The following is a 15427-nucleotide window of genomic DNA, read 5'->3' on the forward strand; positions in this document are numbered from 1 at the left end:
AGGGAACTTATGCTCAGAAGTGTTGCTGCCGAATGGCCCAAGCTGCGCCGCTCGCGGATGGGACTGGTGCTGGTCAGCCTGCCTGTGGTCAGCCTGATGATCGGCTGTGCCAACTTTGTTATGAATCGTGAGGCGCTCGAAGGCGGCTGGTTTAGCCTGTGGACGCAGGTCAGCTTATTTTACGGGGAGTTCTTCCTGCCAATTCTGATTGCCATTTGCTGCGCCTTTGTCTGCCGGCTGGAGCATGTGAACCGGAACTGGAATATGATTTTGGCTGCTCCAGTATCCGTAACCGGCATCTTTATAGCCAAGCTTGTTATTGTAGGCGCGCTGATTGCCGGAGCGCAGGCGCTATTCCTTCTAATGTATTGGGCGGCAGGACAGATGCTGTCTTTGACGGGGGCTTTTCCGCTGGACATCATCCTATGGACCTTTCGCGGCTGGGTGGCTTCGCTCAGCATTGCCGCTCTGCAGCTCGGCTTGTCCATCCGTATCCGCAGCTTTGCCACGCCGGTCGGAATCAGCCTGTGTGCGGTTTTTGTCGGGCTGGGCCTGTATGTGCTGAAGCTGGGGCTGCTGTTTCCTTATTCACTGCTGACCATTGGTATGGGCGTGCTTACCCAGCGCGGGCTGACAGCTATGGAGAATCTGCTGTTTTTCTCCATGAGCGGAGTGTATCTGGTCATCCTGTCGGCCTGGTCTATCCGCCGGATGAAATATAGTGCAGCGGCGTAAGTTCCGCCCCAAATGCAGAACATAATGAAGGAGCTGTCTCGGAAGCCGTGAAACGGCTGCTTGGGATAGCTCTTTATGATGGAGAAGATTTAGCGTGAGCACTTGGGGGAGGGGAACACTTCGCCAATGTATGCTGTTTTTCGCATACATTCAGGCCACACGCCTGCACGTCAGCAAATGTATGCTGTTTTTCGTTCCCGCAATAAAAGGGGCTGTCAATTTTGGGACAGCCCCTAATTCTACCGGCTAATACCGGACGGAATTGGCATGACAAGCGGCTTAGACTTTTATATACGAGAATTACTCCGGATGCCCGTTGCTCATCCAGCTATCCACGTGCAGGTCCCCGGCATAGTTCTCACGCGCGGTTATTTCCGCGAGCTTCTGCTCAGCTTCTTCACGGGTGGCAAACCCCCCCATGACAGCGGCGAAATCACCGGAGGCAGTCTTCAGGAAGGTGACATCATCCTCCAGATAGACCTCTTCCATGATAGCCAGTGATTCTCCCTGCGGCATTCCTTCGCTGCGTACATAATAGACTTCTTTAGGTGCAGCGGCCTTGCCCTCTGCTGTCAGCTTAAGCTCAAGCGTACCCGGATTACTGAACTCGGTCAGGGTATGGCGGGTGCCTTCCTTCAGTTCAACCACGAACCGCATGGCGGAGTCGTCCAGGATGATATTTCTGTAGACATCGCTGACCAGCGGAGAGGCGATCATATCCTGCTCCAGTGCGTCATAATCGAAGCTGCGGACGCCGCCAAAAGTGAAGATCAGACGGTTCGGAGCCTCCCGCTGGTCGACAGTATAGGAAGGTACACTAGCGGCTGTATTACCTTCCTGATTGAATACGATGCGAATCGTATCCTCAGCGGTCACCGTGCTTACGGCAGCGCCGTCAGTACGCTCGCCTCCAGACCCGAATTGCAGCACTTTCACGATGCTTCCCACTACAGGAACCTTGGAGAGGGCGCTTGCCACATCCGGGATATTCAACACCAGCAGACAAGCTATGAGGGCTGCGGCCGCCGAGCCTAACCATCGCAAGCGTACGGTTCTTTTACTGCGGGCCGCTGCTTTATTCTGCGCTTCCACCAGAACGTCTCCGAGCTGTGCGGGAATTTCGATCTGTGTATAACGGTCTTTTCCTGTCATATTCCCTCGACCTCCCCATCCTTTAAGTGAGCTTTCAGTTTGCCGATGATCCGGTAGAACCTGGTCTTGACGGTGTTCTCCGGCAGCTCCAGAATGTCCGCCATGTCCTTGAAGCGCAGATCCTCAAAAAATTTCAGGATAATATACGCCTTCTCCTCGGGCAATAGTCTGTCCAGAGCCTGGTACAGATCCAGCTTCTCCTCCAGTGGAACTGCATGCTCATCCCCGGCATAGCTCTGCGAGTGATCCTCCATGTAAGTAACCCGTTTGTTCCGGTTAAGATGGTCAATAGCGGTGTTGATGACAATCCGGGTCATCCAGGTCTCGAAATACTGCGGTGTCTTCATCCTTCCGAAGGCAAGATACCCTTTGTAGGTAGCCTCCGAGACGATTTCGAGCGCTTCATGCTCGTTTTTGACATAACAGTAGGCCTTGCGGAACAGGTTGTTCCGGCAGTCTTGAAGTTGTTCAGCGAATCGTTGGGGTACTTGCGGCTGGGCTTTCAGTTCGTTCACTCCTTTATGGGCTTCTTGAAGCACTTGATTGAACATTAGACCGTTAAGGGGTGAGAATAGTTTCAACATCCTGCAAAAAGAATAAACCTGCGGGCAAGGAGCCGCAGGTTTTAGAAGATCTATTGTTTCTGCCTAAGAGTTACCTTGTCTCCAGATAGGCGATGCCCAGCGCGCCGGTGACGGGGTTGCGGTAGGTCTCGCAGGCCACATCGAAGACCTCGCCGATTAATTCCTTAGTCAGAATATCCTCAGGGACTCCGCTGGCGGCGACCCGGCCTTCCTTCATGACATAGAGATAGTCACAGTATTCGGCGGCCAGGGTGAGATCATGGAGGGCGGCGAGAATGCCGATGTCCAGCTTTTTGACAATATTCAGAATCTGCAGCTGGTATTTGATATCGAGATGGTTGGTCGGTTCGTCCAGAATCATGAATTCCGGCTGCTGGGCCAGCACACGCGCCAGAATGACACGCTGCTTCTCGCCGCCGGATAAGGAGTTATAGCTGCGGCTTGTATGCCCCTCCAGATTGACCTTGCGGAGTGCTGCAGAGATAATGTCAGCATCCTGTTGGGTATCGGTTTCCAGCATCCCTTTGTGGGGCGTCCGGCCCATCGCCACCATCTCACGGACGGTGAAGTCGAAGCTCAGCTCGTTGAACTGGCCGACTACGCCCAGCTTCTGGGCAACAAGCTTCGGGCTGGCCTTGATCACATTAAGCTCAGAAAGGAAGACCTCTCCCTGACGGGGCTTGATGACCTTGTAGATGCTTTTGAGCAGCGTCGATTTGCCGCAGCCGTTCGGGCCGATCAGGCCAACGAATTGCTTGTTTTGCACCCTCAGCGAGACCTCCTGCACAATCCTCGCCTCACCGAAAGAGACACTTAGCCGTTCAACATTCAGATTCATCAGCTTTTCCCTCCGAAGGCATAGCCTTTTCTAATCAGCATGTACATGAACATCGGTGCGCCAATCAAGGCGGTAATGATCCCGATCGGCAGCTCCACATTCGGTACGATGGTCCGGGCAATGACATCCGTCCAGATCAGGAAGATCGCTCCGAACAGAATCGACGCCGGCAGCAGCCTGCGGTGGTCCGAGCCCACCAGTCCCCGCACCAGATGGGGGATAATCAGTCCCACGAAGCCGATCATCCCGCAGCTTGCTACCATAACTCCGGTAATCAGCGCGGTGAGAATCATGTAGACTCTGCGGTAGGCACCCAGATGAATGCCCAGCGTAACCGCCGCTTCATCTCCGAGCAGCATGGCATTCAGCACACGGAACTGCGAGAGGAACAGGATAACGGCGAGCAGGACGGTAACCGAGATCAGCGGCAGCTTGTCCCAGCTGGAGGCGGCCAGGCTGCCCATCGTCCAGAAGGTAACCGTCTTGATGCCTTCGGCATTGTTCGCGAAATAGACAATGAAGTTGGCGAAGGCGGTACATAGAGCGTTAATGACCATCCCGGCCAGCACCAGCTTGACGGAGGTCATTTTGCCGCCTGCACTGGCGAGTGTGAGGACCAGCAGAGAAGCGCCAACCGCCCCTGCAAAAGCCCAAAAGGCGACTCCCGACTGGCCGAGCAGCCCCATCGAGCCGAAGCCGATCAGGATGGCGAAGGTTGCGCCCAGCGAAGCGCCGGAGGAAATACCGAGTATGTATGGATCAGCCAGAGGGTTCTGCACCGCTGCCTGCATGATCGTCCCGCACAGCGTAAGTCCGGCGCCGATGAACATCGCCATCAGGACACGCGGGAAGCGGATTTTCCAGATAATATCGACGAACGAACCGGAGGTCAGATCCTGCATATCTCCAATCTGGATGCCTGTGATGTGATGCAGCAGAATCCGGTAGGATTGTGAGACAGGAATGTCCACCTGGCCGAAGGAGACTGCAGCTCCGGCAGACAGCAGGGTAATAATGAACAGGACGCCTATAACAGCCATGAAGCCATAACGGGAATGAATGAGAGATTGCTTAGGCTGTGAAGGTACGGCTAGATCAGTATGCATGACAATGGGAAGGCTCCTTTACATTAGAGGATTAGTATGGACTGACTCATCAGATGACACTGTGAGCAGGATATCTTAGCATGTTCTTAAATATAAGGTATACTGAGAACGATTGTCAATGATAATAATTCTCATTGACATGTTGTCCAACTTTCTATATTCTACGGAGGTATTCCTTGCAAGGCCATAGGCTTAATGCCATTCCCGCAGGGGAACTAACGTACATACAGAAAAGGGGACCTAAGAGAATGAAGAAAATATTCAAAAGATATGTACCGCTGCTGGCGGTTCTGGTGATGGCGGTTATGCTGGCGGCTTGTTCTTCCAACGCAGGTAATGAGAAGGAAGCGGCGGCAACGGCTGCACCTGCATCAGCCAGTCCAGCACCGGCGGAGACTGCACAGCCGGCCAAGACGGTATATCCGCTTACAATTGAGAACCACACGAATAACGGTGAAGGCACCGAATGGACGGCTAAATCGCAGACCTTCGATAAAGCTCCCGAGAAGGTAGTAGCGAATACCCAAGGTGCGGCGGAACTGCTGATTAAGCTGGGGCTTACCGACAAAATGGTCGGGGTTGCGGCTCTCTACGGTGCAGGCGATCCGGCAGTTCAGGAAGAGTTCAAAAAGATTCCTGTCATCTCCCAAGACTATGCCAGCAAAGAGCTGGTTGTAGGCAGAGGCCCGGATCTGGTGATGGGCCGCGGCGGCCTGTTCGCAGATGCGGATTGGGGAGTAGGGACGGTAGGCGGACTCAACGAGCTGGGCATCAAGACCTTCGTGCAGAGCACCAGTCTGCAAGGGGCAACGCTAGACAGCCTGTATAAGGATATTGAACAGCTAGGCCAGATCTTTGATGTGCAGGAGAAGGCCACGGCGTACATCGCAGAGCTGAAGGAGCGTGCAGCGAAGCTGAAGGAGGGAGTGGCAGCCACAGGCGCCAAGACCTTCGCTTATGTATCAGACGGAGGCAACGGCGCAATCGCTGTCTATAGCGGGAACGTGGATACTTTTGCGGGAGATGTGCTGGGATTGCTAGGACTGACCAACAGTTACGCCGATGTGACCGGTGAGATCAGCAAGGAGCAATTGATCGCCACCAACCCCGATGTCATGCTGATCTCTGTGTATACAGGCGGTATTGATGCTGACCAGTCGATAAAGGCGTTCTATGCCGATCCGTCACTACAGAGTCTGAAGGCTATCCAGAACAAAGCGATCTATAAGATTGACTTCAACCAATTCTGGGGCTACAGCTATTCCATCTTTGACGGGGCGGAGAAGCTTGCGTCTGAGCTGGCTGCTGCGAAGTAAGCCGAAGCTAATATTAGTCTGATAAAAAAACAGCCTGAGCTGTCACTCTAACGGGTGACGGTTCAGGCTGCTTTTGGTATTCTCATAGATATTCATTACGACTTGCTGGATCGGGAGTTCCTTGACGGATATATCCGAGAAGGCATGCTTGCGGGAGATGCTCTCCAGAAAATCGCTGATTGAGATCCGGGCGGTGTCTACCTCAAGCGTAATCTGGAGGTCGGAGGGGCGTTCCATGACCTTGGTCCAGTCATTGTCGAAAAGGGTGTCCCGCACAGACTCGTTAAATGTAAAGCTCACGCGCTTCTTCTCCCCGAGGAACAACTTCAGCCGCTGCAGCGAGTCATCAAACACCTTCTCGCCGTGATTAATGACAATTACCCGGTGGGCTAACTCCTCCACATCCTCCAGATCATGGGTGGTGAGAATGCAGGTCATGTTCTGCTGCTTGTTCATCTGGCGGATGAATTCGCGGATTTTGAGCTTGGCGATCACATCCAGCCCGATGGTCGGCTCATCCAGGAACAGAATGTCCGGCTGGTGCAGCATCGCCATGACGAACTCGCATTTCATACGTTCGCCAAGCGACAGCACGCGGGTGGGCTTCTCCATCACTCCGAATATATCCAGCAGCGTTGCCAGCTCGTCCAGCCGGTTGCTGAAATCCGTGGCTGAGATACCATAGATCGCTTTGTTCATCTTGAAGCTGTCGATGGGCGGAATATCCCAGATGAGCTGGGATTTCTGGCCGAAGACGGCCCCGATGGTGCGGACATAATGCTTCCGGTCCCGGGCCGGGGAATAGCCGAGTACTTCAATCTCCCCGCTGGTCGGGTAGAGCGCGCCGCAGAGCATTTTGATCGCAGTGGATTTGCCTGCCCCGTTCGGACCCAGCATCCCGCAGATTTCACCCTGCTTAATGGCGAAGCTGATATCGTTCACGGCCTGGACAGAGACCGCTTCACGCCGGAAAAAGCTCGTAAAGGTCTGCCCCATGCCTGCGCCCCGCTTATAGGTGGTATAGGACTTCGTTAAATGTTTGACATTGATCACCGGCATCAGCCGCCAACCCCCTCATATAATCTGATCATGTGCCGGTATACCCAAATGCCTGCCCATAGAAAGACAAAGCAAGGCAGAATCGCGATAAAATCACCGGCCTGTACCCGGCCAAGCAGTGCGGAGGCCGGGAGGTAGCCAACCATCCCCACGGGAATGATCAGCGTAGCTGCCGCCTGCACCGCCTTCGGGAAGATCGGCAGCGGATATTTGCCGACATGCAGCACACTGTCCGCCAGCTCGGAAATCCGCGAATTGCCAACCCATTTGAAGGACATCGCCGCCATCATCAGCGATAATCCGGCGAGTACAGCCGTCCCGGCCAGGAACATTCCGGTGAATTGCAGCCAGGCGAGGGCGGAGATGGCGCCGATATGCATAGCGGAGAAGATGAATAAGGCAGCCCCGCCCAGGAATAATCCGACACTCTCTACAGAGAAGGTAGTTGCTACAATGTAGAAGAGCGGATTCAGCGGCTTGAGCAGAATGATCTCGAAGCTGCCCTCCCTCACATGCGACATCGTTGTCCACAGCAAGCCTCCGAAGACCAGACTGGAGAGACCGCTGGACATGGTGAATATAGACTGAATCAACAGCACCTCATACAAGCTCCAGCCGGGAAAGCTGGTGCCCGCCCGGTAGATTAACAGCGTCACCAGCGGAAACAGAATGTTGCCGACGAGTGTAATCAGACTGCTGACGATGAAGTTCATCCGGTAGGCCGAAGCGGTCTGGATAGCAGAGTACATACACTGCTTGTATACATCTACATATTTTTTCATAACAGGAACGTTCCTTTCCCTCCGCGTATTCATGCGCCAACCGCCGTGAACTGCTTCATTGCCCGGCGGCGGACCAGCTCATTACAGCCGAACATCACCAGCACAGCGGCCGCCTGCATGCCTACAGCTTCGGGAAGAGATAACTCAAGACCGCCCAGTGAATAATGCCCGGTGAAGACCATGGCAGGCATATAAGCAATGTACTGGAAAGGCAGGAACAGCTGGGTGACCTGAAGCCAGTGCGGGAAGAAATCAAGCGGAATCAGCGCTCCCGAGAAAATACCCGACACCAGCATGAAGGCGCTGCGAATCCCGCCGGATTGCACCAGCCAGAAGGAGGTCAGGCCAATCGTATAATTAACATAGAAGTTCATAAGAAAGGCAAGCAGCACAGATACCAGTGTCCATGGGAGGCTTGCCGGCCGCATGTCGATCCCGAAAATATAGATGAAGATCAGCAGGCAGGGCAGGAACTCAAATAAGAAGCCGAGCATCCGGTGCCCCAGCTTCTGGAACAAGGCGAAGGAACGGTGATGCACCGGGCGCAGATGGAAGGTGAGGAATTTGCCGGTGCGCACCAGCATCGACAGATTCCAGTCGGCAAAATCCATAATAAGATACCCGATCAGCGCCGTGGCCCCGAAATAGCGGATCATTTGCTGGAGATCAAGCCCGCCGAGCGTAGTCTGCCCGCCATAGACTGCTGTCCAGATGAAATATTGCACCATGAAATAGACCGGGCCGACAATAACAGAGACCAAGGAATGGGTGCGGTAGGCACTCCATTCCTTGTAGGTAACCTCTGCAACGGCCCGGCAGATGAGCCAGTTATGCTTGAGACGGTTCATTACATCAGTCCTGACCAGATTACATTGGTTACATTGAACAGGGCTTCCGCATACCAGTTATCGTCCGTGAAGGGCACGAACCACACGGCCGTGAGCTGCTCCACCGGATCGATTACCATACAGCAGGCACCTGCTCCTTCATGAAAATAACTGCCCTCGGAATAGAGGAATGCGGGGCCTCTCCGCATATCCAGCCCAATGCCATAGCTCCGGTCTTTGACATTGTTGCCCCAGCAGTAATCAGGCTTGCCATAGAGTGTGCGGGTGGTGAGCTTCTCTACGGCTTTACGGCCGATAATCCGCGTATCCCCCAAGGTTCCCATGCCCAGGAGCATATTGGCGAAGCGGGTGAGGTCCGCAGTAGTAGAGACCAGTCCCCCGCCTGTACTGGATACGTTCTTCCACAGCTTCTCTGCTGGAGGTTCTTCCTGCTGTAAGCCATGGATCAGGTCATGGAGCTGCTTTTCTTTGCGTTCATTTCTTATAATGAAGCGCCCTGCTAATTCGGGAGTCGGCTCCCACATCGTGTCCTTCATGCCGAGCGGCTGCAGGATCTGCTCCTCTATGTACTGTTCAGCGGAAATACCTGTGACCTTCTTAATGATCTCACCAAGAATACAGAAACCGAAGGAGCAGTATTGCCATTCCTCACCGACGGGTTTGTCGATCCCGCAGCTCAGTGCAGCTGTGATCCAGTCCAGTTCACCGTCCTCCGGCTTATACTTGTCGAAATATTCGCCAATCAGCTCCCAGTAAGACTTGTGATAAGGAATCATGCTGCCCGCACAGTCAGGGAACAGGCCGGAGGTATGCGTAAGCAGGCTGTAGATGTCGATTTTATTGAACGGCTCCACGTTAAACGGTTCCAGAAAGGCACCCACGGGAAGGTCAAACCGGAGAATGCCATCCTCTACGAGCTTGGCTATCGCCACAGAGGTAACCGCCTTGGTGATGGATGCGATGCGATGAACGGTTGTCGGCAACAGCGGGTCCGTCTTGTCTTTGCGGTAGGACAGGGGGCCGATGGCACCGTTCATGAACGTCTTGCCGTACCGGGAGACGCTGTAAGCGGCTGCCTGAATTTTGTTCTCGTCGATCAATTTCTGAAAGAGGGTATGGAGTACCCCGATTCTTGATGCGTCATAGTGAACCTCTGCCGGTGAGCAGTCGGTAATGCCGGGAGTGTGCAGCATAAGTAGATGATTCCTCCTTAAAGTTTGTAGATAAATGAAAGCGCCCTCACTTTTAGTATATATTCCATATAGTGGATCGTACAATGGGGAGTTTATTTTATAGTCAATTTATCCGGCCAAAAGCAGGGGAGTAGAGGCGCCGCAGAGAAATACACACATATACATATTCACAGAATGGAAGGACAAGGAATGAAGTTATGACAACAAAGCCGTTAACCAAAAGTATTACGTTCCTGCAAGCGCTGGCCCTGGTGGTCGGGATGATTATCGGATCGGGGATTTTTTTGAAGCCCGGAATTGTATTGAATAATGCGGGTAGTCCGTGGATGAGTATTCTGGCCTGGGGTGTTGGAGGGATCATTACCCTGGCGTCGGCGCTGAGTGTAGCGGAGATTGCGGCTGCCATTCCGAAGTCGGGAGGTCTATATACTTATTTAAGTGAATTGTACGGCGGGGTGTTCGGATATCTGCTCGGCTGGGTGCAGGCGGTGATTTCCTATCCGGCTTCTGTGGCGGCGCTGGCGATTGCTTTTGCTACCTACTCCGGTTACTTCCTGCCGCTGAATGGATGGCAGCAGAAGCTGCTTGCGGTGGGCATTCTAGCCTTCATTCTGCTGATGAATGTCATCGCGACGAAGTTCGGCGGGATCATTCAGACGGTAGCCACGGTCGGGAAGCTGATTCCGGTAGCAGGCATTGTGGGCGTCGGGCTGTTCTCGGATCTGGCTCCCGGCTTCGGCGGCATCAGTACAGCGGCAGCAGGGGCAGGCTTCGGGGCTGCGGTGCTCGGCACTCTCTGGGCCTATGACGGCTGGATCAGCGTGACCAATATGGCGGGAGAGATCAAGGACCCGGCCAGGACGCTGCCCAAAGTCATTTCGATCGGTGTTGTTTTTGTTATCGCCGTATATGTATTGTTCAATATTGCGGTGTTCCAGGCGCTGCCCTATGACCAGATTGTGTCATCCCAGACTCCGGGAGCCGATGCGGCAGAGGCGCTGTTCGGGAGCGGCGGCGGAGCCTTCATTACGGCAGGCATTATCATCTCTGTGCTGGGTGCGCTGAACGGTTATCTCATGACCGCAGCGCGGGTGCCGCAGGCGATGGGGGAGCGGGGACAGCTTCCGTTCTCCAGGGTGCTGAGCAGCATTCATCCGAAGTTTCAGACGCCGGCGAATGCGCTTGTTTTTCAGAGTGTGCTGGCGGTAGTCTATATCTTCTCGGGAACCTTCAATACGCTGACGGATCTGCTGGTGTTCGTGCTCTGGATCTTCTTCACCATGGGCGTGTTCGGAGTGTTCCTCCTACGCAGGAAGGTGCCGCCCGTACAAGGCCGCTATCGCGTGCCGCTCTATCCGTTCACCCCGATTCTTGGCGTTGCAGGGGGTCTCTATATCCTGGCCAGCACGATCATCAGTGATCCGCTGCGCTCGCTTATAGGGATTGGCATCACGCTTGCCGGACTCCCGGTGTATGTGGTGATGATGCGGAAGAATCGCGTGTAAACAGCAGTTCATAGCTGAGTGTGAGAAAGTTTTAATAAAACAGTTGACAAGCGCCCGTTCAAAAAAGTATACTATGAAAGTACTTTTGAGCGGACGCAGTCAGCTTAGAGATTATCGTCTAGAGAATCATACATAGACACCATACGGACTCTTAGCTCAGTTGGTAGAGCAGTAGACTCTTAATCTATTTGTCCAGGGTTCGAGCCCCTGAGAGTCCATCCCTTAAGAAACGGCAGAAATGCCGTTTTTTTGCTGTTTTGAGAGAGATGTGCGGTAAACCGAATACACTGGGTCGTGTGTAGGCGCAAGGCGCCAATGTAATCGAAAAACCGATTACATTGAGCCGTGTGTAGGCGCGTGGCGCTAATTCCGCAAGTAGGCTTACCTCTATATATGCTCGGCAAGCTGCACCTCGAAGCCGTCGGGGTCCAGGATATAGAAGAAGCGCAGGCTGGGATTCGGCGCGATGGGACCGCGGGCTACCGGAATTCCTTCCTTACTAAGCTCCGCCATAGCCTTGTCCAGCGATCCGACCTCGAAGCCTACAGACACTCCGCATTCCGGCTTCAACGGCGGGTCACTACCCTCTATCAACTCAAGCTTCGGCTGCCCCTCTACCCCCAACATGACGATCTGCTTCCCTCTGCTCTCGAATCTGCGCTCCACCGGAAGCCCTAGAATTCTGTGATAGAAATCAAGGGAAGCCTCCAGATTGCGTACCCTGAGTGTAATCCAATTCATCGTGAGCTCCATCATGATCCATCCTTTACTGTACAATTCAATCGTTGCTAATATTAGCTATCCGCATATTTTAACATATTCGATAAGGAGGTTATAGTAATGAACATAACAACTATAGAAGCTGGCGGTACAATCATTGCTGTAGTGAGCGGCAACGAAGCCGTGGTGTGTGATGTCCGGAGTGCGCTGGATCTGATGGCAACGGTACGCTATGAGACGGATTGCGACCGGATAGTGATCCATAAGGCGCTGCTGAGCGAGGAGTTCTTCGACCTCAAGACAAGGCTGGCCGGTGAGATTCTGCAGAAGTTCATTAACTATCAGGTAAAGGCAGCCGTGGTCGGTGATTTCAGTAGCTATACCAGCCGCAGTCTGCGTGATTTCATCTATGAATGCAACCAGGGGAAGGATATATTTTTCGTAGCGGATGAGCAGCAGGCAGTTGAGCGGTTGAGCCGGGTCTAGATTCTCGCAGCGTCAGAGCAGGGTGTTGCATCCCGTAGTCCAAGCCTCTATGCAGCTCATACTGGAACCGGAAACCCCGGATATGATAAGCTCATGGAATCAGGGCAGCCCTGAACTAAGGAGGGGAAAGATATGAGCAGCTTAATGGCAGGTGAGATCTATTCCGGGTTTCAAGTGATACGCAAGGAGTACATACGGGAAATCGAATCCTCCGTATACACGCTGGAGCATCAGCAGAGCGGCGCACGGCTGCTCTATGTACAGAATCAGGATGACAATAAGGTGTTCAGTGTTACGTTCCGGACTCCGCCTGCGGACAGCACGGGCGTGTTTCACATTCTGGAGCATTCGGTTCTGTGCGGCTCGGACAAATTCCCGGTGAAGGAACCGTTCGTGGAGCTGCTGAAGGGCTCGATGAAGACGTTCCTGAACGCCTTTACCTTTGGCGATAAAACAATGTATCCGGTAGCCAGCCAGAATGACCAGGATTTCGCCAATCTGATGGAGGTTTATCTGGACAGCGTCTTTCAGCCGAATATTTACAGTCAGCCGGAGATCTTCGAGCAGGAGGGCTGGCATTATGAGCTGCCGGATTCCGGGGATGAGCTAATCTACAAGGGTGTTGTCTACAATGAGATGAAGGGCTCGTATTCCTCGCCGGTGACGGTGCTGATTGACCGGATCAAAAAATCGCTCTACCCGGGTACGATCTACCGTCACTCCTCCGGCGGTGATCCGCAAAACATCCCTTCCTTGACGTATGAACAGTTTCTGGAGGCGCACCGGAATTATTATCATCCGTCGAACAGTTATTTCTATCTCTATGGCGATTTGAATATCGAAGCACGGTTGCGGTTTATCCATGAAGAATATCTCAGCCGCTATACCCGTAAGGCAATGGATACTTCGATTGCTCTACAGGCACCGGCCGGCATTACCCAGCTTACGGCGGAGTATCCCATTCTGGAGACGGAAACCGCTGCCGACAAGACATACTTGAGCTTGAATTATGTAATAGGGACCTCTTTGGACCGGGAGCTGAATCTGGCCTTTGCCATTCTGAAAAGCATGCTGATGGACAGCAACGCAGCCCCGCTGAAGCAAGCCCTGCTGGAGAGCGGCCTTGGCAAGGATGTGGTTGCTTTTTATTCAGATAGCATGGTTCAGCCTATGCTGGGCATTGCCTTGACGCATTCGAACCCTGAGGCCAAAGAAGAATTCGTGAATCTCGTCAGAACCACCTTAAGCCGTCTTGCAGCAGACGGACTGGATGAGAAGCTGGTGCTCGCTGCGGTGAACAGTAAGGAATTTGAACTGCGTGAAGCCGATTTCACCCAATATCCGAAGGGTCTCACCTACAACATGGAAGTGATGAAGGCCTGGCTGTATGACGGCTTGCCGTCCACATATCTGGAGTATGAAGCGGCGATTACGGCGATCCGTGAACAAAGTTCGGGCCGCTATTTCGAGCGGCTGATTGAGACCTACCTGCTGAACAGTAACCACTGTAGTGTCGTTGTCCTCCAGCCCTCTCAGACTCTTGCGGGGGAAAAGGATGCGGCGGTCCGCAGCCGTCTGGCGTCATACAAAGCGTCTTTGGCCCCGGCCCAGCTGGATGAGCTGGTGCTTAGCACGCATAAGCTGCTGGCCCGTCAGAACACACCTGACCCCGCAGAGGAGCTAGAGAAGCTGCCGAAGCTGACTCTCCAGGATATTAACCCTATCGCCCCGGCCGGGGTACCCACAGTGGAGTACGCGCTGGATGGGATGAAGGTGCTGCATCATGAAGTGGCTGCCGGTGCAATTGCCTATATCAAGCTGTACTGGGACACCAGCGTGCTTACAGCGCAGCAGATTCCTTATCTGGAGCTGCTGGCGAGAGTGCTTGGACAGCTGGAGACGGAAGCCTACAGTATTGAGGAACTGACCAGTGAGATCGGGATTTCGACCGGGGGCATCCGTTTTCAGAATGAGGTGTTCGGAGCCGGGAAATCTGCGGAAGGAAGTTATCAGGCCAAATTCAGCGCTCGCATCAAGGTCATGCAGGGTAACATCGGCGGTTCCCTGAAGCTGCTGCATGAGCTGCTCTACGGCAGCAATCTGGATAACCTGTCCAAGCTGCAGGAGATTGTCCGCCGCGAAGCCTCCGGGATGGAGGCGATGCTGATCCAGAAAGGCAATGAGATTGCAGCCAGCCGGGTGCTGTCCTATTTCTCGGATCGGGGGATGTATGAGGAGCAGCTTGGCGGCGTGGCGTATTACCGCTTCATCAAGGAGCTTGCCCGCAGCATTGACCAGCAGGCTGAAGGACTTGCAGATACCTTGAAGGAAATCTGCGGGTTGTTATTCAATACGGAGAATCTGACGCTCTCCGTCACCGGTACGGCGGATTCGTATGCGGAATTCGCCGCACATGTGCAGGAGCTGGACCTAAGCAGCCGGGCGGTGCATTCCCAGCCGCTCTTGTCCGCACAGGGGCAGGCGGTCAACGAAGGCTTCATGTCCGCGAGCCAGGTACAGTATGTAGTCAAAGGCTATGACTACAAGAAGCTGGGCTTCGCCTATTCCGGCAAGCTGCAGGTGCTCAAGAAGATCCTCAGCCTGACCTACCTGTGGAATACGGTCCGGGTCAAGGGCGGTGCGTATGGCGGCAATCTGCTCCTGCGCCGCGACGGGGTGATTCTGTTCACTTCCTACCGCGATCCGAACCTGCTGGAGACGCTGGAGATCTATGACCGGGCTTCTCAGTTTGCAGGTGAACATACAGCAGATGAAGCGGAGATGGAGAGGGCGATTATCGGGACCCTGGCCATGCTGGACCAGCCGCTGAGTCCCGGCGCTACAGGCCGTCAGGCGGACCGGCATTATTTCGAGCAGATTACTGCGGAGGATCTTCAGCAGGAGCGTAATGAAATTCTGTCGGCCACTGCCGGGGATATCAGGAGCTATGCCAGTCTGCTTGAGGCGGTAACGCAGCAGAATTACTTCTGTGTGGTCGGAGGCGAATCCAAGCTGAAATCGGCCGCGGGTGCCTTTGGCAGTCTGGAGGAGCTGGTGAAATAAGCGGGAGCTTCATGCAGCGGAACCGGAAGATCAACGTGAA

At 53.9% G+C, this 15427-nt stretch carries 14 protein-coding genes and 1 tRNA gene; 6 read left to right on the top strand and 9 right to left on the bottom strand.

The annotated features are described in order from the left end of the window. Nucleotides 1-9: 9 nt before the first annotated feature. Nucleotides 10-735, top strand: coding sequence for an ABC transporter permease (locus tag NYE24_RS31265; RefSeq protein ID WP_342477493.1), 726 nt, complete (start codon nucleotides 10-12; stop codon nucleotides 733-735). A gap of 300 nt (nucleotides 736-1035) precedes the next feature. On the opposite strand, the gene NYE24_RS31270 is transcribed toward NYE24_RS31265, so the two are convergent. From NYE24_RS31270 to NYE24_RS31285, 4 genes are all read right to left on the bottom strand, one after another. Continuing rightward, complete coding sequence (locus NYE24_RS31270) at nucleotides 1036-1887, bottom strand: hypothetical protein (RefSeq protein WP_342477494.1); 852 nt, start codon at nucleotides 1885-1887, stop codon at nucleotides 1036-1038. Further along, a complete protein-coding gene (locus NYE24_RS31275; RefSeq protein WP_076155143.1) occupies nucleotides 1884-2402 on the bottom strand; it encodes a sigma-70 family RNA polymerase sigma factor in 519 nt (172 codons plus the stop codon). The genes NYE24_RS31270 and NYE24_RS31275 overlap by 4 nt, the downstream gene beginning before the upstream one ends. A 139-nt stretch (nucleotides 2403-2541) precedes the next feature. Beyond that, nucleotides 2542-3309 (bottom strand): ABC transporter ATP-binding protein, encoded by a 768-nt coding sequence (locus tag NYE24_RS31280; RefSeq protein ID WP_076154880.1) that lies wholly within the window; start codon nucleotides 3307-3309, stop codon nucleotides 2542-2544. Then, nucleotides 3309-4415 carry an iron ABC transporter permease gene (locus NYE24_RS31285; protein WP_076154878.1) on the bottom strand — a complete coding sequence of 369 codons (1107 nt, stop codon included), beginning with the start codon at nucleotides 4413-4415 and terminating at the stop codon, nucleotides 3309-3311. Before NYE24_RS31285 ends, NYE24_RS31280 begins: the two co-directional genes overlap by 1 nt. 248 nt (nucleotides 4416-4663) lie before the next feature. Between NYE24_RS31285 and NYE24_RS31290 the strand changes: the two genes are divergently transcribed. Next, entirely contained in the window at nucleotides 4664-5731 is a 1068-nt protein-coding gene (locus NYE24_RS31290; protein ID WP_036695901.1) for an ABC transporter substrate-binding protein, read from the top strand. Between the two features lie 42 nt (nucleotides 5732-5773). Here the strand turns inward: NYE24_RS31290 and NYE24_RS31295 are convergent, their stop codons facing one another. From NYE24_RS31295 to NYE24_RS31310, 4 genes are read right to left on the bottom strand one after another with little or no spacing between them, the layout of a single operon-like run. After that, on the bottom strand, nucleotides 5774-6790 hold the full coding sequence (locus NYE24_RS31295) for an ATP-binding cassette domain-containing protein (RefSeq protein WP_342477495.1): 1017 nt from the start codon (nucleotides 6788-6790) through the stop codon (nucleotides 5774-5776). Beyond that, the gene (locus tag NYE24_RS31300; protein WP_036695905.1) at nucleotides 6790-7572 is read right to left on the bottom strand and encodes an ABC-2 family transporter protein; all 783 of its coding nucleotides are present in this window, start codon (nucleotides 7570-7572) and stop codon (nucleotides 6790-6792) included. Before NYE24_RS31300 ends, NYE24_RS31295 begins: the two co-directional genes overlap by 1 nt. Nucleotides 7573-7601: 29 nt before the next feature. After that, on the bottom strand, nucleotides 7602-8420 hold the full coding sequence (locus tag NYE24_RS31305) for an ABC-2 family transporter protein (RefSeq protein ID WP_051493635.1): 819 nt from the start codon (nucleotides 8418-8420) through the stop codon (nucleotides 7602-7604). Continuing rightward, the gene (locus tag NYE24_RS31310) at nucleotides 8420-9613 is read right to left on the bottom strand and encodes a serine hydrolase (RefSeq protein ID WP_342477496.1); all 1194 of its coding nucleotides are present in this window, start codon (nucleotides 9611-9613) and stop codon (nucleotides 8420-8422) included. Before NYE24_RS31310 ends, NYE24_RS31305 begins: the two co-directional genes overlap by 1 nt. A gap of 197 nt (nucleotides 9614-9810) precedes the next feature. Here NYE24_RS31310 and NYE24_RS31315 point away from each other — a divergent pair, with 197 nt between their 5' ends. Together NYE24_RS31315 and NYE24_RS31320 are read left to right on the top strand one after the other, a co-directional pair. Beyond that, nucleotides 9811-11118: an amino acid permease gene (locus tag NYE24_RS31315; RefSeq protein ID WP_076154868.1), complete on the top strand. Its 1308-nt coding sequence runs from the start codon at nucleotides 9811-9813 to the stop codon at nucleotides 11116-11118. Nucleotides 11119-11263: 145 nt separating this feature from the next. Continuing rightward, nucleotides 11264-11336, top strand: a tRNA-Lys gene (locus NYE24_RS31320). A gap of 169 nt (nucleotides 11337-11505) precedes the next feature. Here the strand turns inward: NYE24_RS31320 and NYE24_RS31325 are convergent. Continuing rightward, the gene (locus NYE24_RS31325) at nucleotides 11506-11859 is read right to left on the bottom strand and encodes a VOC family protein (RefSeq protein WP_235218455.1); all 354 of its coding nucleotides are present in this window, start codon (nucleotides 11857-11859) and stop codon (nucleotides 11506-11508) included. A gap of 99 nt (nucleotides 11860-11958) precedes the next feature. On the opposite strand from NYE24_RS31325, the gene NYE24_RS31330 reads away from it, so the two are divergent. Further along, nucleotides 11959-12324: a DUF4180 domain-containing protein gene (locus tag NYE24_RS31330; protein ID WP_036695915.1), complete on the top strand. Its 366-nt coding sequence runs from the start codon at nucleotides 11959-11961 to the stop codon at nucleotides 12322-12324. Nucleotides 12325-12456: 132 nt separating this feature from the next. Continuing rightward, the gene (locus NYE24_RS31335; protein ID WP_342477497.1) at nucleotides 12457-15387 is read left to right on the top strand and encodes an insulinase family protein; all 2931 of its coding nucleotides are present in this window, start codon (nucleotides 12457-12459) and stop codon (nucleotides 15385-15387) included. The last annotated feature ends 40 nt before the right edge of the window (nucleotides 15388-15427 follow it).

Origin of the sequence: Paenibacillus sp. FSL H7-0350, from assembly GCF_038593195.1 — a bacterium.
Taxonomy (GTDB): domain Bacteria; phylum Bacillota; class Bacilli; order Paenibacillales; family Paenibacillaceae; genus Paenibacillus_AQ.

Bases quoted from the DNA above. Each gene is read 5' to 3' on its own strand.
- NYE24_RS31300 (WP_036695905.1), bottom strand. From the start codon at position 7,572: ATGAAAAAATATGTAGATGTATACAAGCAGTGTATGTACTCTGCTATC.
- NYE24_RS31325 (WP_235218455.1), bottom strand. From the start codon at position 11,859: ATGAATTGGATTACACTCAGGGTACGCAATCTGGAGGCTTCCCTTGAT.
- NYE24_RS31305 (WP_051493635.1), bottom strand. From the start codon at position 8,420: ATGAACCGTCTCAAGCATAACTGGCTCATCTGCCGGGCCGTTGCAGAG.
- NYE24_RS31310 (WP_342477496.1), bottom strand. From the start codon at position 9,613: ATGCTGCACACTCCCGGCATTACCGACTGCTCACCGGCAGAGGTTCAC.
- NYE24_RS31265 (WP_342477493.1), top strand. From the start codon at position 10: ATGCTCAGAAGTGTTGCTGCCGAATGGCCCAAGCTGCGCCGCTCGCGG.
- NYE24_RS31335 (WP_342477497.1), top strand. From the start codon at position 12,457: ATGAGCAGCTTAATGGCAGGTGAGATCTATTCCGGGTTTCAAGTGATA.
- NYE24_RS31295 (WP_342477495.1), bottom strand. From the start codon at position 6,790: ATGCCGGTGATCAATGTCAAACATTTAACGAAGTCCTATACCACCTAT.
- NYE24_RS31280 (WP_076154880.1), bottom strand. From the start codon at position 3,309: ATGAATCTGAATGTTGAACGGCTAAGTGTCTCTTTCGGTGAGGCGAGG.
- NYE24_RS31285 (WP_076154878.1), bottom strand. From the start codon at position 4,415: ATGCATACTGATCTAGCCGTACCTTCACAGCCTAAGCAATCTCTCATT.
- NYE24_RS31315 (WP_076154868.1), top strand. From the start codon at position 9,811: ATGACAACAAAGCCGTTAACCAAAAGTATTACGTTCCTGCAAGCGCTG.
- NYE24_RS31290 (WP_036695901.1), top strand. From the start codon at position 4,664: ATGAAGAAAATATTCAAAAGATATGTACCGCTGCTGGCGGTTCTGGTG.
- NYE24_RS31330 (WP_036695915.1), top strand. From the start codon at position 11,959: ATGAACATAACAACTATAGAAGCTGGCGGTACAATCATTGCTGTAGTG.
- NYE24_RS31270 (WP_342477494.1), bottom strand. From the start codon at position 1,887: ATGACAGGAAAAGACCGTTATACACAGATCGAAATTCCCGCACAGCTC.